A 20,468-nucleotide genomic window follows, 5' to 3' on the forward strand; every position below is an offset into this window, starting at 1 on the left:
AATCCATTGTGATAAATATATTTATCTATAATGGGTGTACAGCTAACGAGGGGGAGAACGATGAGAAGACGAAATACGCAAGCGTTCACGTTTTTAGCATGGACTTCATTTGTTTGTGCGCTGTCAGGAATGCTAATTGGGATTTACACGTTAGATGAAACGCTTAGTGTAAAAGGGTACTATTTAATAGGAACATTATTTTTAACGATGTCTTGTTTTGTATTACAAAAAACAATTCGTGATAATGAGGAAGATAATGAAAGATTTCCGAAAAATAAATCGTTAGATAAAGAGTAAATTGTAAAGAAAGGCACTTGCCTTTCTTTTTTTATGTAAAAATGCCGTAAGTGCCGTGTGTTGACTTGCTTGAAGTACTGGAAATTTGGTATCATCAATAGTATTGTAGATTGAACGATATATTATGGAGGTGGCCTAGCCGTGTCAAGAATTTCCGTTGAGAATGTAAAGCACGTAGCACATTTAGCACGTCTTGCAATTACTGATCAAGAAGCAGAAAAATTTCAAAAACAACTAGATGCAATTGTTACATTTGCAGAACAGTTAAATGAATTAGATACAACTGATGTAAAACCAACAACTCATGTATTAACTATGAAAAATGTTATGCGTGAAGATGTGCCAGAAAAAGGTTTACCAGTAGAAGAAGTATTAAAAAATGCACCGGATCACAAAGATAATCAAATCCGTGTTCCAGCAGTATTAGAATAGAGGAGGGAATTTCGATGTCATTATTTGATCATTCTGTATCAGAGTTACATAAGAAGTTAAACAACAAAGAAATTTCCGTTACGGATTTAGTAGAAGAATCTTACAAACGTATTTCGGATGTTGAAGATAACGTAAAAGCTTTTCTTACATTAGATGAAGAAAATGCACGCGCGAAAGCGAAAGAATTAGATGCAAAGATTGGTGCTGAGGATAATGGTTTATTATTCGGTATGCCAATCGGTGTAAAAGATAACATTGTAACTAACGGTCTTCGTACAACTTGTGCGAGCAAAATGTTAGCAAACTTCGATCCAATTTACGATGCGACAGTTGTACAAAAGCTAAAAGCTGCTGACACAGTTACAATCGGTAAATTAAATATGGACGAGTTCGCAATGGGTTCTTCAAATGAAAACTCAGGCTTCTACGCTACAAAAAATCCATGGAACTTAGATTACGTTCCAGGCGGATCTAGTGGTGGTTCTGCAGCAGCAGTAGCAGCAGGAGAAGTATTATTCTCTCTAGGTTCTGATACGGGTGGTTCTATCCGTCAGCCAGCTGCATATTGCGGCGTTGTAGGTTTAAAACCAACTTACGGACGCGTATCTCGTTACGGATTAGTAGCATTCGCATCTTCACTTGACCAAATCGGACCGATTACACGTACAGTAGAAGACAATGCATACTTATTACAAGCTATTTCAGGTATTGACCGTATGGATGCAACTTCTGCAAACGTTGAAGTAGGAAACTACTTAGCTGGTTTAACAGGCGATGTTAAAGGTTTACGTATTGCTGTACCGAAAGAATACTTAGGCGAAGGTGTTGGCGAAGAAGCTCGTGAGTCAGTACTAGCTGCTTTAAAAGTGTTAGAAGGTATGGGCGCAACTTGGGAGGAAGTATCTCTTCCGCACTCTAAATACGCTCTAGCAACGTATTACTTATTATCTTCTTCTGAAGCATCTGCTAACCTTTCACGCTTTGATGGCGTACGTTACGGTGTTCGTTCTGATAATGTAAATAATTTATTAGATCTTTACAAAAACACACGTAGCGAAGGCTTCGGTGATGAAGTAAAACGTCGTATTATGCTTGGTACATTTGCTCTTAGCTCTGGTTACTATGATGCATATTACAAAAAAGCACAACAAGTACGTACATTAATTAAAAATGACTTTGAAAATGTATTTGCTAACTACGATGTTATTATTGGACCAACAACGCCAACTCCAGCATTTAAAGTGGGCGAAAAAGTGGACGATCCAATGACAATGTATGCAAATGACATTTTAACAATTCCAGTAAACTTAGCGGGTGTTCCAGCGATTTCTGTTCCATGTGGATTCGGTGCTAACAACATGCCACTTGGTTTACAAATCATTGGTAAACACTTCGATGAAGCGACAATTTACCGCGTTGCACATGCGTTTGAGCAAGCAACAGACTATCATACAAAAAAAGCAAGTCTGTAAGGAGGCGAGCATAGATGAATTTAGAAACAATTATTGGTTTAGAGGTTCACGTTGAGTTAAAAACAAATTCGAAGATTTTCTCTGCGAGTCCAACAGAATTCGGAGCGGAGCCAAATACACAAACAAGTGTAATTGACTTAGGATACCCAGGGGTACTTCCTACTTTAAATAAGGAAGCAGTTAACTTTGCAATGAAAGCTGCAATGGCATTAAACTGTGAAATCGCAACGGAAACGAAGTTCGACCGTAAAAACTATTTCTACCCAGATAATCCGAAAGCTTACCAAATCTCTCAATTTGATAAGCCAATTGGTGAAAATGGTTGGATTGAAATCGAAGTAGACGGTAAAAAGAAACGTATCGGTATTACACGTCTTCATTTAGAAGAAGATGCTGGTAAATCAACGCATACAGCTGAAGGTTCATTAGTAGATTACAACCGTCAAGGTATGCCTTTAATCGAGATCGTATCTGAGCCAGATATGCGTACTCCAGAAGAAGCATATGCGTACTTAGAGAAGTTAAAATCAATCATTCAATATACAGGTGTATCTGATTGTAAGATGGAAGAAGGTTCTCTTCGTTGTGATGCGAATATTTCACTTCGTCCAGTTGGACAAGAGAAGTTCGGTACAAAAGCAGAACTGAAAAACTTAAACTCTTTCACTTACGTGCAAAAAGGTCTTGAGCATGAGCAAGTGCGCCAAGAGAAAGAATTATTATCTGGCGGTATCATCCAACAAGAAACACGTCGTTATGATGAAGCAACGAAGAAAACAATCTTAATGCGTATAAAAGAAGGATCTGACGATTACCGTTACTTCCCAGAGCCAGACTTAGTTGAGCTTTACATCGACGATGAGTGGAAAGAAGAAATTCGTGCTTCTATTCCAGAACTTCCAGATGTACGTAAAGCTCGCTATGTTGAAGAAATTGGCTTACCGGTTTATGATGCACACGTATTGACATTAACGAAAGAGATGTCTGATTTCTTTGAAGCAACAATTGTAGATGGTGCTGATGCGAAATTAACATCAAACTGGTTAATGGGTGAAGTACTTGCATACTTAAACAAACAACAAAAAGAATTAAAAGACGTTGCGTTAACGCCTGCTGGTTTATCTAAAATGGTTCAATTAATTGAAAAAGGTACAATTTCTTCTAAAATCGCGAAGAAAGTATTTAACGAATTAATTGAAAAAGGTGGAGACCCAGAAGAAATCGTTAAAGCGAAAGGGCTTGTTCAAATTTCTGACGAAGGAACACTTCGTAAGGTTGTAACAGAAATTCTTGATAATAATGAGCAATCTATTGAAGACTTTAAAAACGGTAAAGACCGTGCAATTGGCTTCTTAGTTGGTCAAATTATGAAAGCTACAAAAGGACAAGCAAATCCACCGCTTGTTAACAAAATCTTACTTGAAGAGATTAATAAGCGCTAAAATAGTATAGATTCTTAAAGATTAAACAGAAAAAACACCCGTATTTGGGTGTTTTTTCTGAGTTAATCAAACGTTTGTTTAAATGGTGAAAAATAATTTAAACAAACGTTTGATTAACTGTCAAAAGTGAAAAAATGTTTCTATAGCAACTATGGTATGATAGTTGCAAAAAGGTGGGAATAATGATAAATCTAGACATAGAGGTTTTTTTTCATCTCATGAAATAATAGATAATTATTATTCATTATATGTAAATTGATGTGAGAGAATGGATAGACATAAAGTGAAACTTTAATCAGTGGTGGTTTTGTTCATCCCCCACTGATTATTAGCCTTCACGAATCGGGCATTTACGGGCAGCCCGACTCCAACCTAACTTCTTTGCCCCAGCCGAATTTTGAGGTGGGAGTTTTACTGCCCGCAAATAGCGGGATAAATTTCTTGGTTAAATAAAACAAAACTATCAGGAGTGAACAGTTACTTTTGATGGGCTACACGAATCGGGTTCTTACTGCCTGTTTGAGCGGAATTAAAGAAGGATAGGAAGATGAGAGGAGGTAGGCATAGGGATACTGAATAAGGGTTCGGTGTATTCGTTTTTCAATGAATAAGGAATTTCCTGTGCTAATAAATGATGAAGCGAGCAAGAATTATTTATAATCCTACTTCTGGGCGCGAGCTATTTAAGAAGAGCTTACCAGAAGTATTACAAAAATTAGAACAAGCTGGATATGAAGCGTCTTGTCATGCGACAACTGGTCCTGGAGATGCGACTGTGGCAGCGAGGCAAGCTGCTGATCGTAAGTTTGATGTTGTTATCGCAGCTGGTGGTGATGGTACATTAAATGAAGTAGTGAACGGTTTAGTAGGACATGAGCATCGTCCAAAGTTTGGTATTATTCCAGTTGGAACGACAAATGATTTTGCGCGTGCGATCGGTGTACCTCGTGTTATTGAAGAGGCTGCGGATATTATTTGTGAAGGAACAACGGTACCGTTAGATCTTGGTAGAGCGAATGATACATATTTCATTAATATCGCTGGTGGTGGCCGTATTACAGAATTAACATATGAAGTACCAAGCAAGCTAAAAACGGTATTAGGCCAACTTGCTTACTATTTAAAAGGAATCGAAATGTTACCATCATTACATCCAACATATGTTGAAATTGAGTATGATGGGAAACTGCTACAAGAAGAAATTACGATGTTTTTAATTACGAATACTCGTTCAGTTGGTGGATTCGAAAAAGTAGCACCATATGCATCTATTAACGATGGATTATTTGATTTATTAGTACTGAAAAAAGGTTCTATCGCTGATTTAATTAAAGCAGCAACACAAGCGCAGCGTGGGGAACATATTAACAATCCGAAAGTGCTATATACACAAGCGAATCGTATTAAAGTTCATTCCCCTGATAAATTAATGATCAACTTAGATGGTGAATATGGCGGAGACGCACCAATGGAATTTGAAAATATATATCATTGTCTGGAACTATTTGTTCCTGAACATCAAGAGGATGCCCTGTAAAGGCATCCTTTTTATTATATAGAGGAATTGTAAATTGGAAGTTAGTTTGATTTTTATGGTATTTTTACAATTCGTTTATGTTATATCCATACTTTATTGATACACTGGAGGAGATAAGAAATGAGAGGTAGGGTAATTAACTGTTACGATTTATTTAACCACTTATAACTAAAGTTAATTAAATATATCAGCAAGCCCTGCTAGTCAAGTGATTGGCTAGTAGTGAGGGTTAACTGCGGGCAATCCCTAAAGCTGATTGAACTACAACGTGGCTAGAAATAGCGAGCGTGAATGTCGCGAAAGCAGAAAAAATCAATCAGATGGTGCAAGGTTAAATCCTAAACACTAGAACAATGGGTCTTCCGCCTCGAATCATCTAAGTCAAAATTGATAAGATGAACGTTCAACGACTATCTCGTATAACTGACGAGAGTACATCACAAGCCTATGGTGGTGGAAAAATCCTCTATCTTTAAGTAGATAAACATATAGTCTGCGCTCATGTGAAAACATGAGAAGTTCATAAGAGAACTGGCTAAGGAATTGCGCCCTTAGTTGAACAAGATAAATTTTATTGAATCTATCAAACTTTATTGAATTTATCGGACGTATGTACTGTTGCGGATTCAATGAGGTGAGAATAATAATGAAATTTTTACGAGTTAGTCAAGTATCAGAATTAACAGGTTTGCATCCGAGTAGTCTCAGGAGAATGCTGGTGGAACACGCTACTATTCAGAAGAACAAATCTTTCATTATCTGAAAGGTGAGTGCCCGAATAATCGCACAGTAAAGGAGTTAAATTCTGATGATATTGGCGAAGAAAGTCAGACTGATTCCAACGCCTGAACAAGAAAAAGTGCTTAGAAACCATGCTGGCGCTGCAAGATTCGCTTATAACTATTGTAAAAGAATGAGTGATAGATACTATAAGTTATTTGGAAAATCTGTTTCACAGTTAGCTTTACAGAAACGATTTACAAAGATCAAGAAGCGAAAGAGATATGAGTGGTTAAATGACATCAACGCACAAGTTCCCAAACAGGCTTCAAAAGATTTTGACAAGGCGAGAAAAAATTCGTTCAAAAAGTACAAAAATGGTTATCACACTTCTTATAAATCCAAAAAAGATTTAATTCAAGGATTTTATGCCAATTATGAAAGACTGATTATTGGAAAGAAAGTAGTTGATATTCAGTCTATTGGAGAAGTGAAAACAGGCCAACAACTACCAAGAAACAAAAAACCATCAAATCCAAGAGTTACATTTGATGGTCGTCACTGGTGGATTAGTGTAGGATTCCAAGAAGACTTTGAATCACAAGAACTAACCAATGAGTCGATTGGTGTGGATGTTGGTTTAAAAGAGCTGTTTGTAGCTTCTAATGGTACGAAAGAACGAAATATAAACAAAGATGCCAAGGTTAAAAAACTTTTGAAAAGGAAAAAGTCGGCGCAAAGAGATATGTCTAGGAGATTTAAAAAAGGTGTAAAAATTCAGTCTGCCGGATATGAAAAGGCTAAAACTGAGCACCTTCGGTTATCTAGGAAAATTACGAATATCCGAAATAACCATATCCATCAAGCAACAGCTAAATTGGTGAAAACCAAACCAATGAGGATTGTTGTGGAAGACTTACCTATCTCAAACCTGTTAAAAAACAAAAAACTATCGAAAGCATTTTCATTTCAAAAATTACACTTCTTCTTTCAATGTTTATCATACAAGTGCGAGAAGTATGGCATTGAGTATGTAAAAGCTGATAAATGGTTCGCCTCAAGCAAGATTTGCTCATGTTGCGGAGTAAAATACGACCATTCAGTTCAACCAGAAGGACAGTGGAGTTTAAAAATACGTGAGTGGCGTTGTGTTCCATGCAATAGCCATCACGATAGAGATTTAAATGCTTCGATAAATTTATCAAGATGGGTAAAATAAATGCTTGATAATATGAGGTAACGATACTGCCTCGTGTGGAGTGTTATACCCCTCGTCCCTTCGGGGTTGCGAGAACACGATGAAGCACTAACTTGTGTAAATTTGATCGAATTGTATAGATTTAGTTAAGTTTATCGTATCGGTGCTATGGAGAAGGTAAAAGCAATACTATTTGATAAAGATGGGACATTAATGGATTTTCATTCGATTTGGATAAAAGTAGCTGAAGAGCTCGTTGCAGAATGTATAAATTTATATCAATTACCAGAATCAATGCAGCAGGCTTTATTAAAAGAGATTGGCGTAGACGGAGCCTTTGTTCATCCTCGTAGTGCGATCGCTGCTGGAACGAGTCTTGATGTGGCCAAGGGGCTTTGTAAGTATATTGCATCATCTAGAGAAGAAGAGATGCATCAATGGGTGAGTGAAAAGTTGTTTGCTCTTATGTACGAGCATCGTTCACATATGAGAATGACGGCAGATTTACCGAAAGTTTTACAAGCGTTAAAGGATAGAGGATTTATTCTAGGTGTCGTTACAGCTGATGATTTCGCGCCGACAGAATTATTTTTAAAGCAATATCAATTGGAAGATTTTTTTGATTGTGTTATAGCTTCAGATACATTTCCAGCACAGAAGCCAGATAAAAAAATTGTAGAATCGTTTTGTGAGAGATTTAATTTAGAGACATGTGAAGTAGCGGTCGTCGGGGATACACCGACGGATTTACATTTAGCGAAAAATGGTGGCGATTGTTATGCGATTGGTGTACTATCTGGTACGGGTGATCGTCAAACGTTAGAACCACTTGCAGATTTAGTATTACAATCTGTTGAAGATTTAATTTCTCATACAGGTGAGTTTATTTGGAAACAAGGAAAGTCTAATGTATGAATTGATAAGTCTATAAGGACTCTATATGAGTCTTTATAGACTTATTTTTTATGCCGAGATATTTAGAGAATGGGATGAATACTAGAAATGGGGAGTTGGCACACATCTTGCAATATAAAGAGAAAACATTGTATAAAAAAGGATGGGGTACACAATGAACACAAAAAAATTTGCTAAAGTAAATGAACAAATTCCAGGGCCGAAAGCAGCGTCTTTATTAGAACGCCGCCAAAATATAGTACCAAAAGGAGTAAGTAATGGTATTCCAACATTTGTACAGTCTGCAAATGGTGCACTCGTAACAGATGTGGATGGAAACCAGTATATTGATTTCGCAGGAGCAATCGGGACAATTAATGTAGGACATTGTCATCCTACTGTTAAAGAAGCGCTTCATAAACAAGTAGATCAATATATTCACACTGGTTTTAATGTGATGATGTATGAGCCATATATTGAATTGGCAGAAAAACTGGCAGCATTAGCGCCAGGTAATTTCGATAAACAAGTGCTGTTTTTAAACAGTGGGGCAGAAGCGGTTGAAAATGCAGTGAAGATTGCTCGTAAATATACGAAGAGACCTGGAATTATCGCATTTTCTAAAGGATTTCATGGGCGTACATTAATGACAATGACGATGACAAGTAAAGTAAAACCATATAAATTTGGATTTGGCCCATTTGCTCCAGAAGTATATAAAGCGCCATTCCCATATGAATACCGTCGCCCAGAAGGGTTAACAGAAGAGCAGTATGATGATTTTATCATTGAAGAGTTTAAGAACTTCTTCATATCAGAAGTAGCGCCAGAAACAATTGCAGCTGTTGTAATGGAGCCTGTTCAAGGGGAAGGCGGATTTATTGTTCCAAGTAAGAAATTTGTTCAAGAAGTACGCAGTATTTGTTCAGAGCACGGTATTTTATTTGTAGCTGATGAAATTCAAACAGGCTTTAGTCGTACCGGAAAATACTTTGCAATTGATCATTATGATGTCGTTCCAGATTTAATTACGGTATCTAAATCATTAGGTGCTGGTGTACCGATAAGCGGCGTGATTGGGCGTAAAGAAATTATGAATGAGTCTGCACCGGGGGAACTTGGCGGAACGTATGCAGGAAGCCCACTAGGATGTGCGGCTGCATTAGCTGTGCTTGATGTAATAGAAAAAGAGAAATTAAATGATAGAGCGATAGAATTAGGGAAAGTCGTAATGAACCGATTCCAAGAGATGAAAAACAAATATAATTGCATCGGTGATGTGCGCGGCTTAGGGGCAATGTGTGCATTCGAGCTCGTTCAAGATCGCAAGACGAAAGCGCCTGATAAAACATTAGCGTCTAATTTATGTGCAGAAGCAAATAAACGCGGATTACTTCTACTATCAGCAGGAACATATGGAAATGTTATTCGTGTGTTAATGCCATTAGTTATTACAGATGAGCAACTTGAGGAAGGTTTAACAATAATTGAAGAATCATTGCTAGCTTGTTATGAGCAAGCAAATATCGCTCGTGTATAAAGAATTGGGATAACTTAAAAAAGGGCATAAAGCTTTTCTTTTTAGGCGGAAGAGAGCATCTGGCCATGCATAGAATCGGTCAGGCCCTTTTCCTGCCCCATGCCAAGCTAAAACAAAGTGAGGGTGTGGTTGCGATGGCATTCTGTATTTTTCAAGGCAGCGAATTATGTGTTGAAAAATATAAATAGATTTGTATAAATAACAAATTGAAAACATTCTAGCTGACTCTATATAAAATGCAGAAAATTCATTTTATAATAAAGGTAGTAAAGTGAATCGATGGATTTGAAGTAGGGAGTGGCTAGAATGGTTGCAGAAAAGGAACGAATGTTGATGGATTTACAAGATGTATTTGAATATGCATTTGATGAAATTTTTGTTACGGATGATAAGGGAATCGTTGTACGTGTAAATAGTATGTGTGAAAGACATTACCAGCTCTCTGCTAAGGGATTAGTAGGAAAGCATGTACAAGAACTACAGAAAGAAGGAATTTTTTATCCGTCTGCAACGTTAGAAGTAATTGAAAAGAAAAGGCCAGTTGAACTTGTTCAAACAACGAAATCAGGAGAGTATTTGCATGTTCGTACAAGGCCTGTTTTTGATGATGAGGGAAATTTAAGAAGAGTGATTAGTTATTCTCGTGATCTTACTGAACTCTATCAATTACGTCAAAAGGTAGAGGAAATGGATAATCAGCTAAAGACATATAAGAAAGAATTAAGAGAAACATATGAGCATGAAGGGCTTATTTTTAAAAGCATCGCTATGCAAAAAATAATCGAAACAATAAAAAAAGTATCTGTGGTAGATAGCACAGTTCTCGTATTAGGTGAGACTGGAGTGGGGAAAAGCCGATTAGTACGCCATTTGCATGAAGTGAGTCACCGGAAGAATGAAAGTTTCTATGAAATTAATTGTGCGGCATTGCCGACGAATTTAATCGAATCTGAGCTTTTTGGATATTCAGGTGGGTCTTTTACAGGTGCAAATCGTGAAGGGAAAAAGGGGCTATTAGAATCAGCGCATAAAGGGACCCTTTTCTTAGATGAAATTGGTGAAATGCCGCTTGAAATTCAAGCGAAGCTTTTGCAAGTATTGCAAGAAAAAACGTTTCGCCCTATAGGCGGAAGAGAATTAAAAAAGGTGGATGTTAGAATTGTAGCGGCAACAAATAGAGATTTAAGTATGATGGTGAAACAAGGAACATTTCGGAAAGATTTATACTATCGTCTGAATGTCATTCCAATTTCAATTCCGCCACTTCGGGATAGAACAGAAGACATTTTGCCGCTCATCTATCATTATTTACAGCATTTTAATAAAAAGTACGGACGTGATGTGAAGTTAGCTCCTAGTACGTTACAAATGTTTGTAGGGTACCCTTGGGAAGGAAATAATAGAGAGATTGAAAATGTAATTGAACGAATTGTTATCACTGCTGATGATTTTGTAACGGTAGAAGATTTGCCACTATCTATGCAAGAGACAACGGTTGAACAATCCGGACAAAGTCTTTATAGAATGTTGGAAGAGGTAGAGAGAAATATTATTCTTAAAGCGTATAAAACGTATGGATCAAGTTATAAAGTGGCTGAGTTTTTGCAAATAAGTCAATCTGCTGCCACTAGGAAGATTAAGAAGTTCATAGAGGAGGAAGAAAACATTGGATAAAAAAGCGACGTTCGTAAACTTAGAGAAAAAGGCGATGTATATAAATGGTGAGTGGATTACACTGCAAGAACAAATCGAAGTGAATAATCCAGCGACAAAGGAAGTATTTGCAACTGTACCAAAGGGCGGGATTACAGAGGCAAAGCAAGCGGTTGATGCTGCACATGAAGCTTTTAAATCATGGTCAAAATTAACGGCAGCAGATCGTGCAGTAAAGTTAAAAAAGTGGTTCACACTCATTGATGAAAATAAAGAAGAAATTGCAGCAATCATGACGAGAGAACAAGGAAAGCCGTTTGCAGAGGCGCTTGGTGAAGTGAATTATGCAAATAGTTTTGTTGAATGGTACGCAGAAGAAGGAAAGAGAATATACGGTGAAATGATTCCTGCTTCTCACCCGAATAAGCGTATTTTAGTTATGAAGCAACCAGTTGGAGTTATGGCAGCTATTACACCGTGGAACTTCCCAGCTGCTATGATTACGAGAAAGGTAGCTCCAGCACTTGCAGCAGGCTGTACAGCAGTTGTGAAACCAGCGAGTCAAACGCCATTAACTGCATTGAAGTTAGTTGAATTAGCACATGAAGCAGACATTCCAAAAGGTGTAATAAATATTGTAACAGGTAGTGCAAAAGCAATTGCTGATACGTGGATGGAAGATGAGCGCGTTCGAAAAGTTTCCTTTACAGGATCAACTGAAATTGGAAAAGAATTAATGGCTAGCGCTGCGCAAACGATGAAAAAGGTTTCGCTTGAATTAGGTGGTCACGCTCCATTTATTGTTATGAATGATGCTGATTTAGATAAGGCGGTAGAAGCGGTAATTGGTTCGAAATTCCGTAACGCAGGACAAACGTGTATATGTACAAACCGCGTCTTTGTTCAAGAAGAAGTGTACGAAGAATTTGCAGGAAAGTTCACAAAAGCTGTAGAGCAGCTTAAAGTTGGAGATGGATTCGGCGAAGGAACAACTGTAGGTCCACTTATTGATGCGAATGCAGTTTCGAAAGTACAAGAACATATTGAAGATGCAATTCAAAAGGGCGGAGAAGTTTTATACGGTGGCCATAAATTTGCAGAGTTAGATGGTTATTTCATTCAGCCAACAGTAATTGGATTGGCAAATGACACGATGCTTTGTATGAATGAAGAAACATTTGGACCGGTTGCACCAGTTGCGAAATTTAAAACAGTTGAAGAAGTAATCGAGCGAGCAAATAATACACCATATGGCTTGGCTGCTTATATTTTTACAAAAGATATTAGTCAAGCATTCCAAATTAGTGAAGCGTTAGAGTACGGTATTATCGGTTTAAATGATGGCCTTCCATCAGTTGCACAAGCACCATTTGGTGGCTTTAAAGAAAGTGGTATCGGACGTGAAGGAGGCCATTTCGGCATCGAGGAATATTTAGAAATTAAATATATTTCGTTAGGATTATAAGTAGTATACTAGAATCTTCATAAGCTAAAAAAGAAGGAGATTCTAGTATGGTATATTGGCTATTATTACTTGTAACAATTATTTTTGAAGTAGCTGGAACGATAGCGATGAAACTATCGAACGGTTTAACAAAGCTCGTTCCAAGTGTACTTATTTTTGTCTTTTACGGTATTTGTTTCAGTATATTTGCTATCGTCGTAAAGAAGATTAACTTAAGTATTGCTTATGCGATTTGGTCGGGCTTAGGGACACTTCTTATTACGATTATTAGTGTGTACTTTTTTAAAGAGCATATTAATTTATTCCAAGCATTTTGTATTCTCTTTATTGTTTTAGGAGTAATTGGACTGAAAGTGTCATCGGCATCATGAAAGCTATCTTTTGTAGAAGATAGCTTTTTTCTTTTGGTTACTATGTCATGTGACAAAATATGACAAGGAATAGCAAAGAGTATTGTTATGATACATATATGAAATCTCGTCTCATGCGGAGGGAAGAGTATGTTAAAAAAAGTGAGTCGAATTGTTTTAATTTGTGGCATAGCTTTTAGTTTAAGTGCTTGTACTGAGACTGAAAATAGTAATGAAAGTAAACAAGAGGACGTTCAAGATAAAGTTTATAAAATAGGAGAGACAGTAGATGTAGATGGTCTGCAAGTAACTATCGAGTCAGTTCAATTAGGATATCCAGATTATGATGAGGGTAAAAAGAAAGAGGAGATTTTGGGGATTGTTTTCGAAGTGGAAAATAATAGTGAAAAAGAAATACCTTTTGCATTTTATGAATTTGAGATTACCGATAAGAAAGGTACAAGATTTAAAGAATATAATAACTATGATAGCTTCATTAGTAAAAAATTAGCACCAGATGAAAAAATCCAAGATATCATGCTATTTGACGTAGCGAAAGAAAATACGTATATCGCTACGTATAGGCCTGAGTTTACGCATGAAAATAGAACAATAAAATTTGAATTGAAGCCAAACAAATAAAAAACACATTGGGTAATCCAATGTGTTTTTATAATGGTTAACTTAAAACGCCCAGTTACCTTTACGGAAAATCGGCTCATGTCTTCCATCAGCTGTAATACCGTCGATATCAAGCTCAGCTGATCCAATCATGAAGTCTTCGTGTGTAATACTAGCGTTTGCACCATTTTCAGCAAGTTCTTCTTTAGACATTGTTTTCCCGCCATCTAAGTTAAATGCATAAGCATTTCCAATTGCAAGGTGGCAAGATGCATTTTCGTCAAATAGCGTATTGTAGAATAAAATATTTGTGTTTGAAATTGGTGAATCGTGAGGTACTAAAGCTACTTCGCCTAAGAAGTGAGAACCTTCATCTGTTTCTACTAAATGTTTTAAAGCTTCTTCACCAGATTCAGCTTTATAGTCTACGATACGTCCGTTTTCAAATGTTAACGTAAAGTTGTCAATAATGTTACCTGCAAATGCTAACGGTTTTGTGCTAGACACTTGGCCGTTCACACCTGTTTTAAGTGGCATTGTAAATACCTCTTCAGTTGGAATGTTAGCCATAAAGGCTACGTTCTTTTCATTTAAGCTACCAGCACCAGCCCATACATGCTTCTCTGGAAGTTCGATTGTTAAGTCTGTTCCAGGGCCTGTATAGTGAAGAGCTTTATAATGTTTTTCGTTTAAGTAATCCACTTTTGTATGTAGTGTTTCATCATGTTCTTTCCATGCTTCCACAGGATTTTCTAAATCAGCACGAGTTGCTTTGAAGATAGCATCCCATAGTTTTGCTTCTTGTTCTTCAGGCGCTACATCAGGGAATACTTTTGCAGCCCATTCTTTCGTAGGAACAGAAATTACGCACCAGCTTACTTTATCTGCTTGTACATAATCACGGTATACTTTCATCGCTTCTCCAGCTACTTTATGAGCTGTTGCAATTTTCTTTGGTTCTACACCTTTTAATAGATCAGGATTCTCTGCATAGATGGACATAAATGCAGCGCCTTCTTTTGCTAATTCTTCACGAGCATGTGCTTTCCAAGAAGGGAATTCGGAGAAAGCTTCTTCAGGAGCTAGATCGAATTTTAAGCGTGTTAACGTCTCATCATTCCAATCAACATATACGTGTTTTGCACCAGATTGATATGCTTTTTCTGTAACGAGGCGTACAAACTGTACAGCCTCAAGAGGTGCACTAATTGATAAAGTTTGTCCGGGCTGAATATTAACACCAACATTGACTGCAAGGGCAGCATACTTCTCTAACGTTTGTTCAAATGACATATGTATAATCTCCTTTAGTTTGAAAGATTTCTTACTATATATAATACAAGAAAATTCTAAAAATATATATAAATATAACGTAAAAAGAGAGCTCAAAATGTATTGAGCTCTCTTTTTACGTTATTTAATCGAAGAAGCAAATTGTTCTACAGTCGTTGTATGGTGTATGCGAACACGCTTCATTTTTAACAACTCATCAGGTTCACCCTTCGTAATGAATTGTCCAGGCTTCGTTGTTGTTGCAAATTGATAGTATTTCTTTGTTTCTGCGACAACTTTATCGTCTACATGACCGAATGGATAAGCAATTGCGATAACAGGCTTACCTGTTATTTTCTCTAGCTTTTCTTTTGATCCTTTTAACTCTTCGTCATAGTTTGTAATTTTTGGCAAGTTTGCATGTGTCGCTGTATGAGATTGTACAGAAAAAATACCTGAATCAACCATTTCTTTTATTTCAGATGTAGAAAGGGCGCCTTCTACATCAACGTTATCAACAATCATATATTCTGTTGCTGCTGGTTTAAAAGTATCATCTTTTAGTTTTTGTAAAATGCGAAATGCATTCATATTATTTTTCATACCGTCATCAAATGTAACGAAAACCGGCTTGTTTACTTTATTAATATCGCCCCAGCGTTCAAATGTTAATAATGTATAACCATTGTCTTTTAAATACTTCATTTGTGCTTCAAAGTTAGCGGGTGATACGAATAAATCTTTAATACCTTGTCCATGATAATCATCAATTGCGTGGTACATAAGAACAGGAACTTTTTGCTCGAAAGTAATAGTAGATTTCGTAAGTGGAATAGCTTTTCCGCCCTCTGTTGTTCCTGTTGCTTCAATTTGATATTCACCGCGTTTTCCTTCAAATTCTTTTATATCAAAGGGAAGTGTAAATTGTTGATCTTTCTCTTTAGAAGAAAAAGATTTAGCACTTTCCTTTCCATCAGCAGTGCGCCAAATTTTATATTGTACTTCAGTTAAAGCATCTTTTATATCTGTTATATGAATAGCTGTGTTTGTAGATTCGTGCGTAACTGGATTATAAGAAATTTTACCTTGTATTTGTACAGTCTCTTCTTGTTTTTTTACTTCTTGTACCTTTTTCTCTTTTGCAGGTTCTGGGCTAGCATTATTTGTATTACAGCCTGCTAGAATGGCAGACGTACATAAAGCAATCGCTGCGTATTTTCTCATGGAATCACCTTCTATTGTGTATTATGTTGCATACTTACATTAAAATCCCCACCGCTATAAGAGAGGTGGGGATATACCCTTGTTCATCATATCATTTGAAGAAAATGAGGGGAATATGATTTTTAGGAGGAGCTATTAGGGCGATAGATTAATGACTTTGAATCGATGTATTCTTTCGTTTCTTATTGGAATTGATAATAATATAACCTACTACAAAAATGAGAGGAATAATAAAGACATAGATAGGTATTCCCCATACATAATAGCTTTTCATGCTTAAAACTAGTAAATATAAGAAGTCGAAAAGGGCGTGGGCTTTCATAATATCCTCCAATGTATTTTTTTACAAATTATAACATTGTTCATTTGTAATTTGTATATTTTGGTAAATGATTTAAGTTAATTTTAAAGTAAGAGAAAGGTTTATTAATATGCAATTTTGCATATGTAGAGTAGTTTATATTAAAATATAAGGGTTTTGGACTATAATAAAACCGCTATAAATTTAAGTAAGAATGATGTATGGAGTGGAGAATAGAAATGAAATATAAAAAAATAGTATATATCCTTCTCATATCGCTATTCATAGTCGGTTGTCAAAGTGAAGCGAGTAAAGCGAATAGTGTGGAAGAGTATATTCCACCGCATCTTATGAATGCGGAAGTGACGGCGGATATTATGACGATTGAGATGGATCGTGATACCCGTAAAAAAGTAGAGGCTATTACTAAAAAAATGAGAGAGCATGTGGAAAATGATAGAGAATGGTATGTAAAATATATATCAGGGTACATAGATAAACAGGTGAAGCCGTATCATCCGAATTTTGGTGTTACGGAAGAAGAATATAACTTCTTTAGGAACGCCGTTGAGAATAGTAGTTTATCTAATACAAGTGACGGAAAACTTCAATTTAAGCAAAAAAGTAACCATGAGATAGAAATTGTTTCAAGTAAAAACTTAGAGCTATTTCGAAATATAGTAATTGATACTGAGGAAAATATAGTAAAAACTTCGTTTGGAGAATGTCAGTATGTTGGAGAAGAAAAAACATCTTTGGAACAAAAGATAACGGGGCCCTGGCATGGCAAGCAATGGATGCTAAAAGAACGAAATTTAATTTATATATTTTCTTTGGGTAAGCTTGAAGGAGAGGATAAATCCATTATTGATATTTCAGTAAAAGGTATACACGAAGGAAAGCTTATTAGTAAAGAGGAAGTAATTGAATTCCGTTCTATTTCATAAAGAATCAAAAAAATCACCTTACTTAAAAGAGTAAGGTGATTTTTTATTAAATAAACAATCCAGCGATTGTTGCAGATAAAATAGAAGCAAGTGTTGATGCAAATAGCATTTTCCAACCAAATTTAGATACGATGCTTCCTTGTTTTTCAGAAAGGGCACGGATTGTACCAACAATCGCACCAATTTGGCTAATACTTGCGAAGCTAATTAAGAATACTGTAACGATTCCAACTGTACGTGGAGATAATGTTGCAGCAGCGCCTTTTAAATCAAGGATTGCTACGAATTCATTTAAGACAATCTTCGTACCCATAATACCACCAGCTGGGATGATATCTTGAGTTGGAATACCCATTAAGAATGCGAATGGAGAAAGTATATAACCGAAGATTTGTTGTAAAGTAACAGCATATCCCATTGCACCTGAAGCGGCGCTAATTACGTAGTTTACAACTTCCATAACACCAATGAAGGCAATCATTAATGCGGCAACGATACCAGCTACTTTTAACCCATCAAGCGCACCGTTAATCATAGCGCCGATAAAGCTATCTCCGAATAAGCTTCTATCAAATTTTTGAATCACTTCGTCTTCTTTTTTCGTATCAACTGGTGTTAATAACGAACAAACGATTAAGCTTGAGAATAAGTTTAGCGGAAGAGCTGCTAATACATATTTCGCATCTAACATCATAACGTATGATGCTGTAACAGAAGCAGAAACGGAGCTCATTGCTGAACAACAAATGATAAACATACGGTTTTTATTAAAATGCTGTAAATCGTTTTTAATAACGATTAACGCTTCACTTGAACCGAAGAATACAGAATTTACTGCGTGGAATGATTCAACGCGTGGTAAACCAGTAATTTTTGAAAGTGCACCGCCGACAATACGAACGATGAATGGTAAAACACCTAAATAACTAAAGATAGAAAGTAGTGCTGAGAAAAATACGATAATTAGTAATACGTTTAAGAAAAAGACAAAATCTCTTTGAATTCCATTAAAGAGAAAATCGACACCTGTCGTACCAAGTTTAATTAGTTTGTTGAAAACTTTACTAATGAAGATGATAATTTGCTGTCCGATCTTTGTGCCAAACATAAACCAACCGATTAAAATTTGGAAACTAATCATAATAGCAATTGCACGGAAGTTGATTTTACTTCTATTGTTTGACAAAGCAAAGCATAAACCTAAAACGACAAGAATACCGATAATGCTCATTACATATTGCATGTAGTTGCCCCTTTCAGAAGTTCGTATAAAGTTTTTACATAAAACGCTCGTTATATTACTAAAAATAAAGTAATGGAGGTTTCATGTCATACGTAAGATGTCTGACCTTTTTGAAAAATAAAAAAAGACCCCTATGGATTCACTTTCATCTATAAGAGAAAGCTAATCAATAGGAGTCTTTTTTATACATAGGCTAATATTCATTAGTTTTCCCCATAGTCCAGCAATTTAAGGTTGCCGGGTAGAAACTCTCGATCCATATTATCGACTATATATGAGGTAACATCGTCCGTATTAAATTAGTAGTAGCGTAACATTACTAGAGAAGTATCGTCAATAGCTTTTTTTCTTCCAATAGAAATAGACCATATAAGTATGATAAAATGTAACGCAGTGTTATGAAAAAGAGAGGTCGGAAAATGAGTACAAAAATGACGCCACCAGTTGAAAAAAACGAGTTTATAGATGTAGTGTTTGAAGATTTAACACACGATGGTGCCGGTGTTGCGAAAGTGAAGGGATATCCTATTTTCGTAAAAAACGGATTACCAGGTGAGGAAGCGCAAATTAAAATTATTAAAGTGAAGAAAAACTTCGCGTTTGGTCGTTTAATGAAGCTTCATCAAGAAAGTCCATATCGTAAAGATGCAGAATGCCCCGTGTACAACGAGTGCGGAGGTTGTCAACTTCAGCACTTAACATACGAAGGACAATTAAAAGCGAAAGAAAAACAAGTACGTGACGTTATGCAGCGCATCGGTGGACTAAGCGATGTTCCTGTTCATCCTGTACTGGGCATGAAGAACCCGTGGGTATACCGTAATAAAGCACAAGTACCAATTGGAGAACGCGAAGGTGGACTTGTAGCTGGTTTCTATCGTCAAGGAACGCATGACATCATTAATATGGAATCATGCTTAATTCAGGCGGAAGAAAACGATACATTAATTCAAGAAGTAAAACGCATTTGTGAAAAGCACGGTATCTCGGCTTACAATGAAGAGCGTAACAAAGGAACACTTCGCCACGTAATGGCTCGCTACGGACAAGTAACAGGGGAAATTATGCTTGTCTTCATTACACGTACAGCTGAACTGCCAAATAAAGAAGCAATCATTGAAGAAATCGCAGCGAAATTCCCAGAAGTAAAATCGATTGTTCAAAACGTAAACACGAAACGTACAAACGTTATTTTCGGAGATAAGACGACAGTACTGTACGGATCAGAATATATTTATGACTTTATCGGTGACATTAAATTTGCGATTTCAGCACGTTCATTCTATCAAGTAAACCCAGAACAAACGAAAGTGCTATACGATAAAACGTTAGAATACGCAAAATTAAATGGTAACGAAACAGTAATCGATGCATATTGCGGAATCGGATCAATCTCTTTATTCCTAGCGCAAAAAGCGAAAAAAGTATACGGTGTTGAAATCGTTCCAGAAGCAATCGAAGACGCAAACCGAAACGCAGCACTAAACAACATGACAAATGCTGAATTTGGTGTAGGAGAAGCAGAAGTAGTCATTCCGAAATGGTACAAAGAAGGCGTAATTGCCGACACAATGGTCGTAGACCCACCGCGTAAAGGCTGTGATGAAGCATTACTAAACACAATCATCGATATGAAGCCAAAACGCGTCGTATACGTATCATGTAACCCAGCAACATTAGCACGCGACTTAAAAGTACTAGAAGAAGGCGGATATAAAACGCAGGAAGTACAGCCTGTTGATATGTTCCCGCATACGACTCATGTAGAGTGTGTGGCTTGGCTTAAGTTGGTATAATAAAAAAGCAGTTGATATAGAAAAAATCTATACCATCTGCTTTTTGGTTTATAAAAATACCATT

Annotated in this window: 17 protein-coding genes and 1 riboswitch; of the genes, 14 read left to right on the top strand and 3 right to left on the bottom strand. The window is 36.6% G+C overall.

The annotated features are described in order from the left end of the window. Positions 1–60: 60 nt before the first annotated feature. From EXW56_RS01890 to EXW56_RS01945, 12 genes are all read left to right on the top strand, one after another. Positions 61–297 carry a YiaA/YiaB family inner membrane protein gene (locus EXW56_RS01890; protein WP_002029490.1) on the top strand — a complete coding sequence of 79 codons (237 nt, stop codon included), beginning with the start codon at positions 61–63 and terminating at the stop codon, positions 295–297. Positions 298–438: 141 nt separating this feature from the next. After that, positions 439–729: an Asp-tRNA(Asn)/Glu-tRNA(Gln) amidotransferase subunit GatC gene (gene gatC / locus EXW56_RS01895; RefSeq protein ID WP_000086999.1), complete on the top strand. Its 291-nt coding sequence runs from the start codon at positions 439–441 to the stop codon at positions 727–729. Positions 730–743: 14 nt separating this feature from the next. Next, on the top strand, positions 744–2,201 hold the full coding sequence (gene gatA / locus EXW56_RS01900; protein WP_002113505.1) for an Asp-tRNA(Asn)/Glu-tRNA(Gln) amidotransferase subunit GatA: 1,458 nt from the start codon (positions 744–746) through the stop codon (positions 2,199–2,201). 14 nt (positions 2,202–2,215) lie between these two features. Then, positions 2,216–3,643 carry an Asp-tRNA(Asn)/Glu-tRNA(Gln) amidotransferase subunit GatB gene (gene gatB / locus EXW56_RS01905; protein ID WP_002113506.1) on the top strand — a complete coding sequence of 476 codons (1,428 nt, stop codon included), beginning with the start codon at positions 2,216–2,218 and terminating at the stop codon, positions 3,641–3,643. Positions 3,644–4,274: 631 nt separating this feature from the next. After that, positions 4,275–5,180, top strand: coding sequence for a diacylglycerol kinase (locus EXW56_RS01910; protein ID WP_002010051.1), 906 nt, complete (start codon positions 4,275–4,277; stop codon positions 5,178–5,180). A gap of 808 nt (positions 5,181–5,988) precedes the next feature. Further along, positions 5,989–7,119, top strand: a complete 1,131-nt coding sequence (locus tag EXW56_RS01915; protein ID WP_215557845.1) for an RNA-guided endonuclease InsQ/TnpB family protein — start codon at positions 5,989–5,991, stop codon at positions 7,117–7,119. A gap of 147 nt (positions 7,120–7,266) precedes the next feature. After that, positions 7,267–8,013: an HAD family hydrolase gene (locus EXW56_RS01920; protein WP_002159482.1), complete on the top strand. Its 747-nt coding sequence runs from the start codon at positions 7,267–7,269 to the stop codon at positions 8,011–8,013. Between the two features lie 154 nt (positions 8,014–8,167). Beyond that, entirely contained in the window at positions 8,168–9,532 is a 1,365-nt protein-coding gene (gene gabT, locus EXW56_RS01925; protein ID WP_002113513.1) for a 4-aminobutyrate--2-oxoglutarate transaminase, read from the top strand. A gap of 306 nt (positions 9,533–9,838) precedes the next feature. Further along, positions 9,839–11,206, top strand: coding sequence for a sigma-54 interaction domain-containing protein (locus tag EXW56_RS01930; protein ID WP_098988237.1), 1,368 nt, complete (start codon positions 9,839–9,841; stop codon positions 11,204–11,206). Beyond that, a complete protein-coding gene (gene gabD / locus EXW56_RS01935) occupies positions 11,199–12,650 on the top strand; it encodes an NADP-dependent succinate-semialdehyde dehydrogenase (RefSeq protein WP_002159479.1) in 1,452 nt (483 codons plus the stop codon). The genes EXW56_RS01930 and gabD overlap by 8 nt, the downstream gene beginning before the upstream one ends. 47 nt (positions 12,651–12,697) lie before the next feature. Continuing rightward, positions 12,698–13,021 (top strand): DMT family transporter, encoded by a 324-nt coding sequence (locus tag EXW56_RS01940; RefSeq protein ID WP_002113527.1) that lies wholly within the window; start codon positions 12,698–12,700, stop codon positions 13,019–13,021. Between the two features lie 129 nt (positions 13,022–13,150). Further along, complete coding sequence (locus tag EXW56_RS01945; RefSeq protein WP_098988238.1) at positions 13,151–13,642, top strand: DUF4352 domain-containing protein; 492 nt, start codon at positions 13,151–13,153, stop codon at positions 13,640–13,642. 42 nt (positions 13,643–13,684) lie between these two features. On the opposite strand, the gene EXW56_RS01950 is transcribed toward EXW56_RS01945, so the two are convergent. Together EXW56_RS01950 and EXW56_RS01955 are read right to left on the bottom strand one after the other, a co-directional pair. Continuing rightward, a complete protein-coding gene (locus tag EXW56_RS01950) occupies positions 13,685–14,914 on the bottom strand; it encodes an aminopeptidase (protein WP_098988239.1) in 1,230 nt (409 codons plus the stop codon). Positions 14,915–15,034: 120 nt separating this feature from the next. Next, on the bottom strand, positions 15,035–16,117 hold the full coding sequence (locus tag EXW56_RS01955) for a polysaccharide deacetylase family protein (protein WP_215597146.1): 1,083 nt from the start codon (positions 16,115–16,117) through the stop codon (positions 15,035–15,037). Positions 16,118–16,657: 540 nt separating this feature from the next. Here EXW56_RS01955 and EXW56_RS01960 point away from each other — a divergent pair. After that, positions 16,658–17,365 (top strand): hypothetical protein, encoded by a 708-nt coding sequence (locus EXW56_RS01960; protein ID WP_098988241.1) that lies wholly within the window; start codon positions 16,658–16,660, stop codon positions 17,363–17,365. A 46-nt stretch (positions 17,366–17,411) separates the two neighbouring features. Here the strand turns inward: EXW56_RS01960 and EXW56_RS01965 are convergent, their stop codons facing one another. Next, complete coding sequence (locus EXW56_RS01965) at positions 17,412–18,608, bottom strand: NupC/NupG family nucleoside CNT transporter (protein ID WP_002201948.1); 1,197 nt, start codon at positions 18,606–18,608, stop codon at positions 17,412–17,414. A 196-nt stretch (positions 18,609–18,804) separates the two neighbouring features. Continuing rightward, positions 18,805–18,906: riboswitch (purine riboswitch) on the bottom strand. Between the two features lie 121 nt (positions 18,907–19,027). On the opposite strand from EXW56_RS01965, the gene rlmD reads away from it, so the two are divergent. Continuing rightward, positions 19,028–20,404 (top strand): 23S rRNA (uracil(1939)-C(5))-methyltransferase RlmD, encoded by a 1,377-nt coding sequence (gene rlmD / locus EXW56_RS01970; RefSeq protein ID WP_070169797.1) that lies wholly within the window; start codon positions 19,028–19,030, stop codon positions 20,402–20,404. The last annotated feature ends 64 nt before the right edge of the window (positions 20,405–20,468 follow it).

Source organism: Bacillus mycoides (genome assembly GCF_018742245.1).
Taxonomy (GTDB): Bacteria; Bacillota; Bacilli; order Bacillales; family Bacillaceae_G; genus Bacillus_A; species Bacillus_A cereus_U.

What these genes read in the sequence shown, in the direction of transcription:
- EXW56_RS01890 (WP_002029490.1), top strand. Translation starts at nt 61, where the DNA reads ATGAGAAGACGAAATACGCAAGCGTTCACGTTTTTAGCATGGACTTCA.
- EXW56_RS01950 (WP_098988239.1), bottom strand. Translation starts at nt 14,914, where the DNA reads ATGTCATTTGAACAAACGTTAGAGAAGTATGCTGCCCTTGCAGTCAAT.
- EXW56_RS01910 (WP_002010051.1), top strand. Translation starts at nt 4,275, where the DNA reads ATGATGAAGCGAGCAAGAATTATTTATAATCCTACTTCTGGGCGCGAG.
- gabT (WP_002113513.1), top strand. Translation starts at nt 8,168, where the DNA reads ATGAACACAAAAAAATTTGCTAAAGTAAATGAACAAATTCCAGGGCCG.
- EXW56_RS01965 (WP_002201948.1), bottom strand. Translation starts at nt 18,608, where the DNA reads ATGCAATATGTAATGAGCATTATCGGTATTCTTGTCGTTTTAGGTTTA.
- rlmD (WP_070169797.1), top strand. Translation starts at nt 19,028, where the DNA reads ATGAGTACAAAAATGACGCCACCAGTTGAAAAAAACGAGTTTATAGAT.
- EXW56_RS01940 (WP_002113527.1), top strand. Translation starts at nt 12,698, where the DNA reads ATGGTATATTGGCTATTATTACTTGTAACAATTATTTTTGAAGTAGCT.
- EXW56_RS01955 (WP_215597146.1), bottom strand. Translation starts at nt 16,117, where the DNA reads ATGAGAAAATACGCAGCGATTGCTTTATGTACGTCTGCCATTCTAGCA.
- gatA (WP_002113505.1), top strand. Translation starts at nt 744, where the DNA reads ATGTCATTATTTGATCATTCTGTATCAGAGTTACATAAGAAGTTAAAC.
- EXW56_RS01960 (WP_098988241.1), top strand. Translation starts at nt 16,658, where the DNA reads ATGAAATATAAAAAAATAGTATATATCCTTCTCATATCGCTATTCATA.
- EXW56_RS01915 (WP_215557845.1), top strand. Translation starts at nt 5,989, where the DNA reads ATGATATTGGCGAAGAAAGTCAGACTGATTCCAACGCCTGAACAAGAA.
- gatB (WP_002113506.1), top strand. Translation starts at nt 2,216, where the DNA reads ATGAATTTAGAAACAATTATTGGTTTAGAGGTTCACGTTGAGTTAAAA.
- EXW56_RS01920 (WP_002159482.1), top strand. Translation starts at nt 7,267, where the DNA reads ATGGAGAAGGTAAAAGCAATACTATTTGATAAAGATGGGACATTAATG.
- EXW56_RS01945 (WP_098988238.1), top strand. Translation starts at nt 13,151, where the DNA reads ATGTTAAAAAAAGTGAGTCGAATTGTTTTAATTTGTGGCATAGCTTTT.
- EXW56_RS01930 (WP_098988237.1), top strand. Translation starts at nt 9,839, where the DNA reads ATGGTTGCAGAAAAGGAACGAATGTTGATGGATTTACAAGATGTATTT.